This is a genomic window from Echinicola pacifica DSM 19836, from assembly GCF_000373245.1.
GTDB lineage: Bacteria > Bacteroidota > Bacteroidia > Cytophagales > Cyclobacteriaceae > Echinicola > Echinicola pacifica.
The window spans coordinates 989,083-1,003,482 of record NZ_KB890738.1; the positions used below are offsets into that span (position 1 = coordinate 989,083).

Genomic DNA, 14,400 nt, shown 5'->3' on the forward strand with positions numbered 1-14,400 from the left:
ATGAGGAAGTAAAAAAAAGGCAGCTCAAGGGCTGCCTTTTTTTAATGGGGTGCTTATACTTACTGAACTCTCTCGAATTCGCTGAAGAAGAAGCTGCCTTCGATAGCGGCATTTTCGTCAGAGTCGGAGCCGTGCACCGCATTGGCCTCGATAGACTTGGCATATTTCTTACGGATGGTACCTTCTTCTGCATCGGCAGGATTGGTGGCGCCGATAAGTTTTCTGAAGTCCGCCACAGCATTATCTTTTTCGAGAATGGCAGCGATGATCGGTCCGGAAGACATATAGTTGCAGAGGTCATTATAAAAAGGTCTCTCTTGGTGCACCGCGTAGAATTTACCAGCTACGGCAGCAGAAAGCTGAGTGGCTTTAAGAGCTACAATTTTAAATCCTGCTTCTTCGATCATTTTAAGGATCCCGCCAGAATGGCCATCTTTGAAGGCGTCAGGCTTGATCATTGTGAAAGTTTTGTTACTTGCCATTTTGATTTGTTTTGAAAATGATGGTTTATATTTGGCTGCAAAAATAGTGTTTTTGCTGTAAACAAAGAATTATTACAATTATTTGTAAGTTATCTTATTCATTTTAAGAGCATTATAGAAATTGGGATTTTTGAAAAATTATACAGACCTTTGCGTCTTGTGTGCTGTAAAAAGTGCTTCTAAAATATTGTAGATGCTAGATTTAGAGTCATTTAAAAAACTACTGGCTTCGCCAAAGAAGATCGTCATTACCACCCACCACAAGCCAGATGCTGATGCATTGGGATCTTCGCTGGGAATGGCCAACTACCTTAAGAAAAAGGACCACGATGTACGGGTGATCACCCCATCGGATTATCCCTCCTTCCTGTACTGGATGAAGGGCAATGATGAGGTGCTCAATTATGAGGAGGAAGGCCTCCAGACAGAAGCCCGAGAGCTGATGCAGCAGGCTGATATGATCATATGCTTGGACTTTTCGTGTCTGAGTAGGATCAGTGAGCTAGGGGGGCTGGTAAAGAAATCTTCTGCCGTGAAGGTAAATATCGACCACCATATGGATCCGGAGGACTTTGCGGACTTCCGGTACTGGAGTACGGAGGCTGCGGCCACCTGCGAGCTGGTGTACGATCTTATCGTCAAGATGGGCGATAAGGATCTGATCGATTCGGATATTGCAGATTGCTTGTATTCAGGGATCATGACTGATACCGGAGGCTTCAAGCATCCCAATACCACGAAGAATGTCCATATGGTCACCGCTGAGCTGATCGACCTGGGGGCGGATAATTCGAAAATTTCACGCCTTATTTATGATACAAATTCAGTAAATAGGCTTAAATTTATCGGCTTCGCTTTGACTCGTCGCTTGGTGATCCACACTGACCTGCACACCGCTTACTTCTGGATCTGTAAGAAGGACTTGAAAAAGTACGATTCGCAGACCGGAGATACGGAAGGTCTGGTAAACTATGCGCTGTCATTGGATGGGATCAAAATCGCCGCCATGTTTACCGAGCGCAAAGATGGGGTGAAAATCTCCTTCCGATCTACTGAGGATGTAGCCGTAAATAAGTTTGCCGCTAAATACTTCAATGGTGGAGGACATAAAAACGCCGCTGGCGGGAAATCTGAGGATCCGTTAAAAGAAACGATCGCCAGATTTGAGAAATTAATAAAGGAAAATCAACAACGATTATTAAATCAACTAGAATTAGTCACTGAAACTAAGTAGCTTTTATTTGGCCTAATAAGTAATTTTTGAACGGCTCTAAATCGATTACTGGTTTTAATGACCACTCCAAAACAATTAAATATCACATGAAAAAACTGAAAAGTCTGATGTTGTCCGCCGGTATGGTGGCTACCTGTCTGGGTGTAGTATCTTGCGAAAAAACAAAAACTACCGAAGATGGCACTGAGTACACTTATATCAATGAAGGTACTGAGAAGCCTGAAAATGGACAATTTGTTATTTACGAATTTACTGCCAAAAATAGCAAGGATTCTGTCTTCATCTCTAGCCTTGAGAATGGCGCACCAGCGTATATGATGCATAATGACAGCATCAAAAGATATGATACCACTAAGGTACGTCCAGGAATCGATGAGATCTTCTCTCAGCTGAAAAAGGGTGATAGCATCCAGTTTACTGCCGAAGCTTCTAAGATCTTTGGTGAGATGAATACCCCTCCCTTCCTGACTCCAGAGGAAAAAGTAACACTAAATATTGGGGTTACCGATATCCTGAACGAAGAGGATATGCAGGATTTCATGACCAAGGTGCAAGAAAAGCAACAAGCCAAAATGGCCAAAGAAGCTGAAACGCAATTGGCTACTGATATCAAAATGATACAGGACTATATGGCGGAGAAAAATATCAATGCTACCAAAACTGAATCAGGATTATTCTATGTCCTTGAAGAAGAAGGTAACGGCGAGCCAGTAGAAGAAGGAAATACCGTGAAGGTACACTACACCGGTTATGTATTGGATGGAACCATCTTCGACACTAGCAAAGAGGATATAGCCAAAGAAAATGATATCTTCATAGAAGACAGAGATTACGAGCCGTTTGAGGTGATGGTAGGCAAAGGCCGCGTGATCCCAGGATGGGATGAAGGATTGCAGTTATTGAAAGGTGGCTCTAAGGCGAAACTTTTGATCCCTTCTACCCTTGCTTATGGCCCTCGTCAAGCTGGAGAGGTGATCAGTCCAAACTCCATCCTTGTATTTGACGTAGAAGTACTAGACGTACAAAAATAATTTATGAAGGCATTCAATCAAGTAATCATAGCAGCCCTGTTCGCAGGGCTGTTTGCTTCCTGCGTGGAGGATCAGGAAACTCCCTTAGAAATCTTCGAAAGAGATTTGGCAGCCATAGAAGCCTATATTCAGGATACCGATTACTCTTATGTTCTTTTGGATCAGGATGAGGAAAATGGTATAGCCTTGCTCTATGGAAGCACTTCTGACTCAGGAGTGAAGGCGGAAGCTGGAGATCAGATTTCTGTCCATTATACCTTAAGGCTTTTGGACGAAAGTCTGCTTCAGACGACGGTGGAAGCCACCGCTATTGCCGAAGGAATGTATGATGAAAATGCAGCCTATGAGCCCTATTCTTATCAGTATCTGACCAATAGCGTGATCTATGGCTTTGATTATGCCATTTCCAAAATGGAAGTAGGCGATAAGGCGAGAGTTATTATTCCCTCTTATTATGCGTATGGAGCCTCGGCTAGAAATGGGATTCCTGCAAATTCTGTATTGATTTTTGACCTCGAACTTGTTGAGGTCGATTAAAAAATAGTTTAATGTTATTATTATGAAAAATTCATTAATCGGAGCATTGGTCTTAGTGATGACGATTGGGATATACTCTTGCGAGCCCACCAATCCTTATAACTACGGGCCGGTATATGATGTGGAAGGAAATTTGACAGCAGATAGCCTAAGCATTGCCGGGTACCTGGACACCGCTAAGATGGATAGCCTCTATCGGATCTATGACCCTAGCGGTGTGGTGATCATCGTGCAGGAAGAAGGACTGGGATCCCGACCTAATTATAATACCTCGGTTTATACCAATTATGTTGGGAAATTAATGGATGGGTTCGTTTTTGATACCAATATACAGTCTGTGGCGGAAGCGAATGACCTGCATGAGGACGGTGATGAGTATAGACCTTTCCAATTTTTGGTAACTACTCTCCAGAATTCCACGCAGTCAGGAGCTATTCCAGGCTTTAGTTTTGGATTTAAGCCCCTCAGAAGCGGATCCAAAGCCACTTTAGTCATCCCTTCCGTATGGGGCTATCGAGATCAGGTTAAGACTAATATCCCCGAAAATTCCATTTTGGTATTTGAAGTGGACTTCTTAGGGATGGATTGATCTCCTTTTGATTTTATTTGCCCTTCGGGCTAAAAATAATCTTAGGTAATACTCCGATTGGAGCAAGCCGGGAAGATTAAAAAAGCACTTCATAATTTTGAAGTGCTTTTTTATTTAGATTGCCTGTGAAATCCATAACTTTGATGAAAAAGTAAGATATGTCTAAATCTATTATCCATTCGCCGGAGGCACCGGCACCTATCGGGCCGTACAGCCAGGCCGTATTAGCAGGAGATACCCTGTATGTATCAGGGCAGATAGCCCTCGACGCAGACTCAGGAGAGCTGATCAACGAGAATATTACAGAGGAAACTCACGCCGTGATGAAGAATTTGGATGCCATCCTCAGCGCTGCTGGTTTGAGCTTTGCCAATGTGGTGAAGTGTTCCATTTTCATCAAGGATATGAATGACTTCGGGACCATCAATGAGGCTTATGGTCAGTACTTCAGCAGTGCGCCTCCCGCCAGAGAGACGGTGGAGGTAAGCAGACTGCCAAAGGATGTAAGCGTAGAGATTTCTTGTATTGCCTATAAGGGCTAGAAACTAAAAAGTGGCTATGATTCCATTTTTGCCTTATCATAGTGAAGTATTGGTGTCGTCGATGAGCTGCGGAGAGGTGATCACACGCTTGGGAGCATTTACTCGCGAGATCGATTACCTTTCCCAACCCTTGAGGGCGCAGAGCGAAGATCATGTGTTCAATGGTAAGGTGAGCAAGGATGATTTTCGATTGTCACTTGTGATCCATAAGGCGGATAGTTTTTTGCCACTGATCAAGGGAAGGATCGAAAGCTCCCGTGCAGGCTGTATTATCTTTTTGGATTATAGTCTGTTTCCGGGCTCAGCATTTTTTTTGGCCTTCTGGTCAGTGGTGACCTTAATTATGGCCTTGTTTTTTTTCTTTGCCGCAGGAGAGCCCACTTTTGCCGGGATCAGTCTTGCGGTGGGAATAGGGAATGTGGCTTTTGCATGGTCCCATTTTCAGCGAAAAGTCCGCCAGAGCCAGCGGATTTTTCATAAAATGCTGAGCTTGCAAAAAAACACCTGAAAAGTCGGGGCTACTTCATGGATTATGGCCTTCAGATAGTAATTTAGTGGCTCAGGCTCAGACTGAGTGCTAGCCTTTCTTTATGGAATTAAAATCAATAATAATATACGATGAGCTATAGAATAGAAAAAGACACGATGGGCCCGGTGGAGGTTCCAGCAGACAAGTATTGGGGCGCCCAGACCCAGCGGTCTATCAATAACTTCAAAATCGGTGGCGACAGAAATCGTATGCCACTCGAAATCACCCATGCCTTTGCCATACTAAAGAAATCCGCCGCCTTTACCAATGCGGAGCTGGGAGTATTGGATCCTAAGAAAGCTGAAACTATCGGCAAAGTATGTGACGAAATCTTAGCAGGAAAACTTGATGACCAGTTTCCTCTGGTAATCTGGCAGACAGGCTCGGGCACCCAGTCCAATATGAATGCCAATGAGGTGATCGCCTATCGCGGTCATGTGCTAGGCGGAGGAACCCTGGAAGATGAGAAGAAAAGCATCCACCCAAATGACGATGTCAATAAATCCCAATCCTCCAATGATACCTTCCCAACGGCCATGCATATCGCAGCCTATAAGGTGGTCGTAGAAACGACCATCCCCGGTGTGGAGAAGCTGAGAGATACCCTTAAGCAGAAATCAGAGCAGTTTATGGAGGTGGTTAAGATTGGCCGTACCCACTTTATGGATGCCACTCCCCTGACCTTAGGACAGGAGTTTTCTGGCTATGTAGCACAATTGAATTATGGCCTTCGAGCCTTAAGAAATACCCTGGAGCACTTGTCAGAACTCGCCCTTGGCGGCACTGCCGTAGGGACCGGGCTGAATACACCCGCAGGATATTCGGAATTAGTAGCAAAGAAAATCGCTGAATTTTCCGGTCACCCATTTGTAACAGCGGCGAATAAATTTGAATCTCTGGCCGCTCATGATGCCATCGTGGAAACACATGGTGCGCTGAAGCAGCTGGCGGTAAGCCTGATGAAGATCGCCAATGATATCCGTATGCTTTCCTCAGGTCCTCGATCAGGAATAGGGGAAATTCTGATTCCTGAAAATGAGCCGGGTTCTTCTATCATGCCAGGTAAGGTAAACCCTACCCAAGCAGAGGCCCTGACCATGGTCTGCGCTCAGGTAATGGGCAATGACACTGCTGTCTCTATCGGTGGTTCCAATGGCCACTTTGAGCTGAACGTCTTCAAGCCAATGATGATCCATAATCTGCTGAGCTCTGCCAGACTTCTGGGGGATGCTTGTGTGTCGTTTCATGATAATTGCGTGATTGGTATTGAGCCAAATCGTCCATTTATTAAGAAGCATTTGGACAACTCCCTGATGTTGGTGACTGCCCTGAATACTCATATCGGCTATGAAAATGCAGCGGCTATCGCCAAGAAAGCCCACAAAGAAGGCCTCAGCCTTCGTGAAGCAGCCCTGGATCTGGGTCTGCTTACCAATGAGCAGTTTGACGAATGGGTAAAACCAGAAGATATGATCGGTGGCTTGAAGTAAGGAAATAAGCTTTTGGTAATCTATAAACCAGCCTGTCGGATCTGCCGAGGGCTGGTTTTTTTATTTTATTGCGAAGCAAAAAAAATAACTGCCAGATTATGCTCGGCTCAAGTGATATCAAGGAGAATTTTCAGATCACCAACGTATGGTCATTGTGAGGTGCTAAACTTGCCCCTTTAAGTTTATGTTCTGACGGAGGCTTTTTGGCGAGGGAAATTTTAACTGGCATAATATTGGCGAAGCAAAAAAAGAATCCTGGCCAGCGAATAAGCGAGTTTCTGTGAAACAGCGCATTTGTCTCATGAGGGATAAGGTTGGCAAGAGTCTAAAAGAAACAATTTACGATGGCTTTAGAGGTTTCAATCCTTCAATTATGAGGTTTATAGGGGAATAAGGAACTGGTTTAGGCTGGATTTGGACTTCTAAATGTAAGGTTTTTGCTTATTCTGACCGATTACTGGGCGGAATAGGATTATTTAAGTTTCAAAAGCTAGCAGAAGAGATTGGATTATTTAACTTTATATTATTCAAATTTTAAAAGAGGGACTATATTTCGTATTTTACATGAAATATTTTTTCTTTTTTTTATTACTAAGAAGATAACCGATAGAGGATATGACCATAAAGTACCTTTTGGGATGTGCATTATTTGCGCTATTGACCGTCGTCAACATCTCTGTAAGTAATGCCCAGCAGCTCACCAAGTCCGAAAAGAAAGCTCTCAAAAAGGAGCTTAAATCGATGAGTCCCGAGGAGCTTTGGCAGCTCAAGAATTCTAGTCAGGAGCAAAAGGTAGAGATCATTACGCTGAGCAAGGAGGTAAAGACTACAAGGGAAAAGGCTATCGAAGCAGAGGAGGATCTTAAAATCCTCCAAAAGAAGCACGAGATGCTCTTAGAAAGCACGACTAATCCCAATCCACAGATGAGAACGGATAGCGGATCTTCGGAAGAGATAATTGCTGACTGGAAGGAAGGCGTGATTTTTAGGGTACAGATAGGAGCACTTACCAGCGAAGAATATGATAAGGAAATCCCTGGTGGGTTCTCCATGGATGTGGAAGGAAACGGGGACCTGCAGCGGATGCTCATTGGGTATTATAGAGACTACCATGAGGCTGATTCCTTCAAGAAACTGATGCGGAAGCTTGGCATCAGGACCGCCTGGATCGTTCCTTATAAAGACGGCCAGCGTGTCGCACTCAAAGAAGTCCTCAAAAATGTTGTAGAAGAGTAAAACCAATGCCTTTGCTGGAGTTTTGAACTTAGATCGGGATATTTTTTGGCATATTCTTAATAGTGAGGATCTTAGCTAAATAGGTGTTTAATCCCTATTCCATCCCATTGATTGATATCAATTTGGTTTTAACTTTTCAGTACTCAAGGAGTCACTTAGAAGCGCAATAGTTTAAAGAATTGCTGTTTTTTTTAATAAAGAAGCGTTTTAGTTTAGTAATTTAGGCGGCATGGAGTATAGGTGGGAAATAAAGAGTAAAGCAGACCAAGTAACCGTAGAAACACTAAGTAGTGAAATTAATGTCAACCCAACGCTGGCAAACTTGCTAGTAAACCGGGATGTCCACACTTTTCAAGATGCCAAAGATTTCTTTAGGCCTGATTTGGATAAGATTCATTCCCCATTTTTGATGAAAGACATGGACCGAGCGATTAGTCGGTTGATCTCAGCGATAGAGCAGGAGGAGAAGATCATGGTATATGGGGATTATGATGTGGATGGGACCACCTCGGTGGCCTTGGTGTATGGGTTTTTGAGTAAGATATATCCTCATGTGGATTTTTATATTCCTGATCGCTATCAGGAAGGGTATGGAGTCTCCGAAAAGGGCGTTCATTATGCCGCCGAAAATGGATTTAAGCTGATCATCTCCTTAGATTGTGGGATTAAGGCGATCGAGAAAGTCGCTTTAGCGACCAAGCTTGGTGTTGATTTCATCGTATGTGACCACCATACGCCAGGGGAGATTTTGCCGCCGGCAGTGGCGGTGCTGGATCCGAAGCGCCTGGACTGTGATTATCCCTATAAGGAGCTCAGTGGCTGTGGAGTAGGTTTTAAATTGATTCAGGCATTTGTGGAGAAAACCGGCCATAATGCCAGTCATTTGTTTGGCTTATTGGATCTGGTAGCGGTAAGTATCGCTGCGGATATCGTACCCATCACTGGCGAAAACCGCATCTTGGCACATTATGGTCTGGAGCGGCTCAATAATAACCCACGGCCAGGATTAATGGCATTGATCCTGGCAGGAAAAGGGCAGAGAAGTCTGCAGGAATTACAAGAGAATCGTCAGCTGCTGCAGCGAGAACTGCTACAGCTCAAGTCGGATAAGGATATTGAGATCAGTGATATCGTCTTCCGGATCGGCCCCAGGATCAACGCCTCAGGGAGGCTGGAGCATGCCAAGGCCTCTGTGGAGCTTTTGATCAGTGAGGATATTCACGAGGCGCTAAAGATGGCCGAAGTGGTGGAAGATGTGAATTCGGCTCGAAAGAACTTCGATGAAAACATCACTCGTGAGGCCATCGAAATGATAGAGCAGCAGGAGGTGGTAAAGCCTTGGAAAACCACCGTCCTATATAAGGAAGACTGGCATAAGGGTGTAATCGGAATAGTGGCATCTCGGTGCATAGAGCAGTTTTATCGGCCCACTATCATCCTCACCGAATCCAATAATAAGGCCACGGGCAGTGCACGCTCGGTATATGACTTTGATATCTACGAGGCCATCAGCGAATGCAGTGATTTGTTGGAGCAGTTTGGTGGGCATAAGTATGCGGCGGGATTGACGATGGAGCTGGCCAATGTAAAAGCCTTTCAGGAGAAATTTGAGGAGGTGGTGAGCAGAAGGATTACCGATATCCATACCAAGCCAGTACTGGAGGTGGATGATGAGCTAGAGCTGGATCAGGTAAATTATAAGTTTTATAATATTCTCAAGCAAATGGGCCCTTTTGGTCCTGGCAATCCGGAGCCGGTATTCTATGCCAATCAGGTGTATGCTGAAAATATAAAAGTACTTAAAGACAAACATTTGAAGTTTGAGATTGTTCAGGATGGGCAAGCACTACAGCCGATATGCATTGCATTTGGATTTGCTACCTATTATGAAATGTTGCGCAGCAAAATGCGTTTTAATATTGCCTTTGAGGTAAGGGAGAACACCTTTAGGAATACCAGTACCTTGCAGCTTTTCGTAAAAGATATAAAATTTGATTAATCATGATACTTAGAGGAGAAAATCTGGTCAAGATTTATAAAGGCCGGAAGGTAGTAAACAACATTTCTGTAGAGGTGGAGCAGGGTGAAATCGTTGGGCTTCTAGGGCCAAATGGTGCGGGCAAAACCACCACCTTTTATATGATTGTGGGTTTGATAAAGCCCAATTCCGGAAAAGTATTCCTGGATCAGGAGGAGATCACTCCGCTCCCGATGTATCGCCGGGCCAAACTGGGCATCGGCTACCTAGCACAGGAGGCTTCCGTTTTTCGTAAGCTATCGGTGGAGGAGAACATCCTCGCGGTGCTGGAGATGACCAAGCTCCCCAAAGCCGCCCAAATAGAGAAAATGGAGGAGTTGCTGGAAGAGTTTAGCTTGACGCACGTCCGCAAAAACCTTGGCATGGTTCTTTCTGGTGGGGAGCGAAGAAGAACGGAGATTGCTCGGGCCTTAGCGGTCGATCCCAAATTCGTCCTTTTGGATGAGCCTTTTGCCGGGGTGGATCCTATTGCGGTGGAGGAGATACAGACGATTGTCGCCAAATTGAAAAATAAAAATATCGGTATCCTCATCACAGATCATAATGTGAATGAAACCCTCTCTATTACCGATAGAGCTTATTTGATGTTTGAGGGCAAACTGCTGAAAGCCGGGACTGCAGAGGAGCTTGCGGCAGATGAGCAGGTAAGAAAAGTGTATCTAGGGAAGCACTTTGAGCTGAAACGTAAGATTTAATTATATGGACGTACTTAATACTTTTATGACTTGGATTTTTAAAATCCGAATCGGTCAGATCGACAATTTTAAAGAAAACCCTATTGAGGTTCAGCAAGAAACTTTTTTTGACCTGATCAAAACAGCTCGAAAAACTCAATTTGGCAAGAAATATGGCTTTAGCGATGTGAGATCCTTAGCCGATTTTGCCCGGCAGGTGCCCGTGCATACTTATGAGGAGATGCAGCCCTATATTGAGCAAACCATGAAAGGTGAGCAGAATGTAATTTGGCCCACGGACATCAACTGGTTTTCGAAATCTTCGGGTACCACTGGAAGCAGAAGCAAATTTATCCCCGTATCTTCGGAATCTCTCGAGGATTGCCATTTTAAAGGGGGTAAGGATATGCTTTCGCTTTATGTGAACAACTATCCTGATAGCAAGCTATTCACCGGCAAGTCCCTAGCTATCGGCGGAAGCAGTGAAGTCAACACCCTCGACATTAATAAAAACAGCCAATACGGAGATATTTCTGCGGTGATTATGCGTAACCTGCCCGTATGGGCACAGCTTGCCAGAACACCCAGTCTCGAGACGGCGCTGATGAGTGAGTGGGAGGAGAAAATCGAAAAGATGGCCAGAGAGACCATGCATGAAAATGTGGTGACGATCTCGGGCGTTCCTACCTGGACCATCGTCCTCCTCCAGCGGATTATGGAAATCACCAATTCTAAGAATATACTGGAAGTATGGCCAAACCTGGAGGTGTTCTTCCATGGTGCAGTGGCATTTGGGCCTTATCGCCGCTTATTCGAAGAGATAATCCCCTCCTCTTCCATGCATTATATGGAGACTTATAATGCCTCCGAAGGGTTTTTTGGAATACAGGATCAGAAGGATTCTGATGAATTATTATTAATGCTTGATTATGGGATTTACTATGAGTTTATCCCCATGGAAGACTGGGACAGTGATGACCCCAAGGTAATACCCCTTCAGGAGGTAGAGTTAGATAAAAATTATGCAGTGGTGATAAGTACCAATGGCGGGCTGTGGAGGTATAAGATTGGGGACACCGTAAAATTTACCTCACTGACTCCTTACCGTATCAAGATAACTGGTCGTACCAAGCATTTCATTAATGCTTTTGGGGAGGAAGTAATCGTGGAGAACGCGGAGAAGGCTATTGAGATCGCTGCTGAGGCCACCGATGCCATTGTCGTGAACTTCACTGCCGCTCCCGTGTACTTCGAAGGAGCAGATAGTAAGGGTGCTCATGAGTGGATTATCGAATTTAGCAAGCAGCCAAACGACGAGCAGGCCTTTACAGGAAAATTGGACGCCGCTCTACGAGAAATTAATTCTGACTATGACGCCAAGCGCTATAAGGACATGGCTTTGGATCGTCCGCGAATTCACTTTGCCCATCAGGGGACGTTCGAAAAGTGGATGAAATGCCGTGGAAAACTTGGTGGCCAGAATAAGGTGCCTAGGCTCGCCAATAACAGAGACTATATCGATGCTTTACTAGAAATACTTAAATAAGTATTCGTCCTTGACTATAGGAGGATGATGATAAAGGGGAGCAGATGCTCTCTTTGATTTCAGAGAGTAAGGTTTTTAGCCATAAAGTGTCTTTTAATTCAGCGATAGCTAATAACAAAAAAAAGCTTCTGACCTGGGGTCGGAAGCTTTTTTTGTTTGAAGGATTGATATTCCCTGAGCTCAGGTTTACGAGCAGGATTTCTCAAATATTCAATAATGCTTGGATGAAGCTCATGTTTTCACCTTTTTTCTTCATGACCAGCATGGGTACTTTATAATTAATCTGTACCAGTCTCTCGGCAACACTTCCCAGGAGAAGGGCGGCGGAGTTGCTGCGGCCGCGGCTACCGATGATGATGAGGTCAATATTTTGCTTCTGAGCATCCTCTAGGATATCATCGGCTTTAATAGAGTCTTTGTTTAGGATAAAGTCGCATGGATATGCTTCCAGATGATGGTTTTCTACCATCTTTTGAAATTCCTTACGGGCATTTTGCTCCATGATTTCTGCAAATTCCTCGTAGGATTTCCCTGTTTTATGGTAGCCTATAGGCACTTCAAAAAGATGGACATAGCGGATTTTAGCATTTTCATTCTCCTTAATGAAATCTTCCACTTTTTCCATGACCACTTCGGTATGATCAGAAAAATCCACTGGAACCAAGAAATGCTGGAGTGAATTATGGCTTCCCATGTCTTCGGTGACGAAGAATATGGAAGATGGTGCTTTCTGGGCGATTCTCTTTGGTAGTTTTCCGCTTCCTTCCAGCTCAGACTTACGTCCCATGACGATAAAGTCCACGTTTTTGATCTTGGTCCACTTCAGGAGGGTATCCATGGGGTTTCCCTCTTCGGCATTGACTTCTATTTCAATATCAGCAGGTAATCCTAAGGTCTCGATTTTTTTGGAAATTTCATTTTCTATACTTTCATCCACCGGGGCCATTAGATCAGGATAAGTGCTGCTAATGTCCTTTGGCAGTTCTAGGCTTTCGGCTATATGCATGACATATAGTTTTTTAAGTTTGAGCAGGTCACAGACCTTTTTGATATTACTAAGAATGACCTCATCCATTTTGGAGAGATCCAAGCCTACGAGTGCAGAGTTTTGATGTGCCATAGTTATGATTAAAGAATTTACAACAATTTAATAAGTACTACGCAGCTTAGAAAGTGAACCGCCAGAATTATCAGTAATAATATTTGAAAATAGCCCCTTGCGAGATCAATTGTGAGCCTTTTGCCTATCGAACCACTCATAAAATGCGTAGAAACCACTAAATCTCCTCAAAAAATTATGATCTTTGAAGATGGCAAAATCAATTCAAAAATACTTTATCGCCATTGTTCCCTCGGGGGATATCCAAGCTCAGGCCAGTGACATTAAGGAGCGGGTGAAGGAGGTATATGGAGCAAAGCATGCACTTAAATCGCCTGCACATGTGACCTTGAAAATGCCTTTTTCGTGGAATGGAAACAAGGAGGATAAGCTGGCGGGCTTACTGGAAGGATTCTTTGGGTCCGTAGAGCCTTTTAAGATGACCGTGAAGGGGATAGGGAGGTTCGGTAAGCGTATCATGTACTCGCGAGTAGATGGGGGCGAGGAGCTCTTGAAAATGCAGTTTGAGCTCAAGTCCTTTTGTAGGCTGCAGCTGAAAGTGGTGGAGGAGCTTAGTGATAAGGCTTACACGCCGCATATTACCTTGGTATATAGTGATCTTAAGGACAGGTTTTTTGATGAATGCTGGGCGATGTTGAAGGAGAAGGGATTTTACGGAGAGATGAAAGTGGATCAGGTAGCGCTTTTGCGCAAGACGGATTATCGATGGCATGTGGTTCATTACTTTCCTTTAGTAGGGAAGTAAGGTCGATTTTGATTCAGGTAGGGAATTGTGGCTGGAAGAAATTATGAGGACTTTTATGGATGAGGGACTGAGGTCACAGACCTATTAATCGGGAACAGGACTGAGGGGAGGGATAGTATAAGTGTTATAAGAGAAGTAGGGGCAAAAAAAAGGAACCGTTTCGGGTTCCTTTTTTTTATGCTCAATACGGATAAGACTTAGTGTCTTACCGCTATTTTTTCTTTTACTTTCGCAGCTTTACCCTGACGTCCTCTCAGGTAGTATAGTCTGGCTCTTCTTACTTTACCTCTTCTTAGAAGCTCGATTTTCTCGATGCTTGGGCTAAGGATTGGGAAGATTCTTTCTACACCGATACCGCTAGAGATTTTTCTTACAGTGAAAGTTTCACCGTTAGAGTTTACATTTTTTCTCTGAATCACGGTACCCTGGAACTGCTGGACACGCTCTTTGTTCCCCTCTTTAATACGTACGTGAACATTGATTGTATCTCCTGCCTTGAAAGAAGGGAAAGTAGCTCTTATGTCTTTGTATTCCTCTTCTACAATTTTAAGTAGTTCGCTCATATCTGTATGATTTATGTGCTTATCACAAGTTCGAATTGCAAAGG

15 protein-coding genes are annotated in these 14,400 nt (G+C 44.0%); 12 read left to right on the forward strand and 3 right to left on the reverse strand.

Annotated elements, in window-relative coordinates:
* Nucleotides 1–59 precede the first annotated feature (59 nt).
* Nucleotides 60–482: a nucleoside-diphosphate kinase gene (locus B050_RS0104160; protein ID WP_026235619.1), complete on the reverse strand. Its 423-nt coding sequence runs from the start codon at nucleotides 480–482 to the stop codon at nucleotides 60–62.
* 193 nt (nucleotides 483–675) lie between these two features.
* Here B050_RS0104160 and B050_RS0104165 point away from each other — a divergent pair, with 193 nt between their 5' ends.
* The 11 genes from B050_RS0104165 (at nucleotide 676) to B050_RS0104215 (ending at nucleotide 11,928) form a co-directional block, all read left to right on the forward strand.
* Nucleotides 676–1,716, forward strand: coding sequence for a DHH family phosphoesterase (locus B050_RS0104165; protein ID WP_018472634.1), 1,041 nt, complete (start codon nucleotides 676–678; stop codon nucleotides 1,714–1,716).
* A gap of 86 nt (nucleotides 1,717–1,802) precedes the next feature.
* The gene (locus tag B050_RS0104170) at nucleotides 1,803–2,747 is read left to right on the forward strand and encodes an FKBP-type peptidyl-prolyl cis-trans isomerase (protein WP_018472635.1); all 945 of its coding nucleotides are present in this window, start codon (nucleotides 1,803–1,805) and stop codon (nucleotides 2,745–2,747) included.
* A 3-nt stretch (nucleotides 2,748–2,750) separates the two neighbouring features.
* Entirely contained in the window at nucleotides 2,751–3,284 is a 534-nt protein-coding gene (locus B050_RS0104175; protein WP_018472636.1) for an FKBP-type peptidyl-prolyl cis-trans isomerase, read from the forward strand.
* 22 nt (nucleotides 3,285–3,306) lie between these two features.
* On the forward strand, nucleotides 3,307–3,873 hold the full coding sequence (locus B050_RS0104180; RefSeq protein WP_018472637.1) for an FKBP-type peptidyl-prolyl cis-trans isomerase: 567 nt from the start codon (nucleotides 3,307–3,309) through the stop codon (nucleotides 3,871–3,873).
* 158 nt (nucleotides 3,874–4,031) lie between these two features.
* Entirely contained in the window at nucleotides 4,032–4,415 is a 384-nt protein-coding gene (locus B050_RS0104185) for a RidA family protein (RefSeq protein ID WP_018472638.1), read from the forward strand.
* Nucleotides 4,416–4,431: 16 nt separating this feature from the next.
* The gene (locus B050_RS0104190) at nucleotides 4,432–4,923 is read left to right on the forward strand and encodes a hypothetical protein (protein ID WP_026235620.1); all 492 of its coding nucleotides are present in this window, start codon (nucleotides 4,432–4,434) and stop codon (nucleotides 4,921–4,923) included.
* A 110-nt stretch (nucleotides 4,924–5,033) separates the two neighbouring features.
* Nucleotides 5,034–6,434: a class II fumarate hydratase gene (gene fumC / locus B050_RS0104195; protein WP_018472640.1), complete on the forward strand. Its 1,401-nt coding sequence runs from the start codon at nucleotides 5,034–5,036 to the stop codon at nucleotides 6,432–6,434.
* Nucleotides 6,435–7,049: 615 nt separating this feature from the next.
* Nucleotides 7,050–7,670: an SPOR domain-containing protein gene (locus B050_RS0104200; RefSeq protein WP_018472641.1), complete on the forward strand. Its 621-nt coding sequence runs from the start codon at nucleotides 7,050–7,052 to the stop codon at nucleotides 7,668–7,670.
* Nucleotides 7,671–7,899: 229 nt separating this feature from the next.
* Nucleotides 7,900–9,669 (forward strand): single-stranded-DNA-specific exonuclease RecJ, encoded by a 1,770-nt coding sequence (gene recJ, locus B050_RS0104205; protein WP_018472642.1) that lies wholly within the window; start codon nucleotides 7,900–7,902, stop codon nucleotides 9,667–9,669.
* A gap of 2 nt (nucleotides 9,670–9,671) precedes the next feature.
* The gene (lptB, locus tag B050_RS0104210) at nucleotides 9,672–10,403 is read left to right on the forward strand and encodes an LPS export ABC transporter ATP-binding protein (RefSeq protein WP_018472643.1); all 732 of its coding nucleotides are present in this window, start codon (nucleotides 9,672–9,674) and stop codon (nucleotides 10,401–10,403) included.
* Between the two features lie 4 nt (nucleotides 10,404–10,407).
* Entirely contained in the window at nucleotides 10,408–11,928 is a 1,521-nt protein-coding gene (locus B050_RS0104215; protein WP_026235621.1) for a GH3 auxin-responsive promoter family protein, read from the forward strand.
* Nucleotides 11,929–12,130: 202 nt separating this feature from the next.
* Here the strand turns inward: B050_RS0104215 and B050_RS0104220 are convergent, their stop codons facing one another.
* Entirely contained in the window at nucleotides 12,131–13,048 is a 918-nt protein-coding gene (locus B050_RS0104220; protein WP_018472645.1) for a universal stress protein, read from the reverse strand.
* A 190-nt stretch (nucleotides 13,049–13,238) separates the two neighbouring features.
* Here B050_RS0104220 and B050_RS0104225 point away from each other — a divergent pair, with 190 nt between their 5' ends.
* Nucleotides 13,239–13,793: a 2'-5' RNA ligase family protein gene (locus B050_RS0104225; RefSeq protein ID WP_018472646.1), complete on the forward strand. Its 555-nt coding sequence runs from the start codon at nucleotides 13,239–13,241 to the stop codon at nucleotides 13,791–13,793.
* A 197-nt stretch (nucleotides 13,794–13,990) separates the two neighbouring features.
* On the opposite strand, the gene rplS is transcribed toward B050_RS0104225, so the two are convergent.
* Nucleotides 13,991–14,356, reverse strand: coding sequence for a 50S ribosomal protein L19 (gene rplS / locus B050_RS0104230; RefSeq protein ID WP_018472647.1), 366 nt, complete (start codon nucleotides 14,354–14,356; stop codon nucleotides 13,991–13,993).
* Nucleotides 14,357–14,400: the final 44 nt, after the last annotated feature.

Coding starts and splice junctions, on each gene's coding strand:
- B050_RS0104160 (WP_026235619.1), bottom strand. CDS start 482: ATGGCAAGTAACAAAACTTTCACAATGATCAAGCCTGACGCCTTCAAA.
- B050_RS0104165 (WP_018472634.1), top strand. CDS start 676: ATGCTAGATTTAGAGTCATTTAAAAAACTACTGGCTTCGCCAAAGAAG.
- B050_RS0104170 (WP_018472635.1), top strand. CDS start 1,803: ATGAAAAAACTGAAAAGTCTGATGTTGTCCGCCGGTATGGTGGCTACC.
- B050_RS0104175 (WP_018472636.1), top strand. CDS start 2,751: ATGAAGGCATTCAATCAAGTAATCATAGCAGCCCTGTTCGCAGGGCTG.
- B050_RS0104180 (WP_018472637.1), top strand. CDS start 3,307: ATGAAAAATTCATTAATCGGAGCATTGGTCTTAGTGATGACGATTGGG.
- B050_RS0104185 (WP_018472638.1), top strand. CDS start 4,032: ATGTCTAAATCTATTATCCATTCGCCGGAGGCACCGGCACCTATCGGG.
- B050_RS0104190 (WP_026235620.1), top strand. CDS start 4,432: ATGATTCCATTTTTGCCTTATCATAGTGAAGTATTGGTGTCGTCGATG.
- fumC (WP_018472640.1), top strand. CDS start 5,034: ATGAGCTATAGAATAGAAAAAGACACGATGGGCCCGGTGGAGGTTCCA.
- B050_RS0104200 (WP_018472641.1), top strand. CDS start 7,050: ATGACCATAAAGTACCTTTTGGGATGTGCATTATTTGCGCTATTGACC.
- recJ (WP_018472642.1), top strand. CDS start 7,900: ATGGAGTATAGGTGGGAAATAAAGAGTAAAGCAGACCAAGTAACCGTA.
- lptB (WP_018472643.1), top strand. CDS start 9,672: ATGATACTTAGAGGAGAAAATCTGGTCAAGATTTATAAAGGCCGGAAG.
- B050_RS0104215 (WP_026235621.1), top strand. CDS start 10,408: ATGGACGTACTTAATACTTTTATGACTTGGATTTTTAAAATCCGAATC.
- B050_RS0104220 (WP_018472645.1), bottom strand. CDS start 13,048: ATGGCACATCAAAACTCTGCACTCGTAGGCTTGGATCTCTCCAAAATG.
- B050_RS0104225 (WP_018472646.1), top strand. CDS start 13,239: ATGGCAAAATCAATTCAAAAATACTTTATCGCCATTGTTCCCTCGGGG.
- rplS (WP_018472647.1), bottom strand. CDS start 14,356: ATGAGCGAACTACTTAAAATTGTAGAAGAGGAATACAAAGACATAAGA.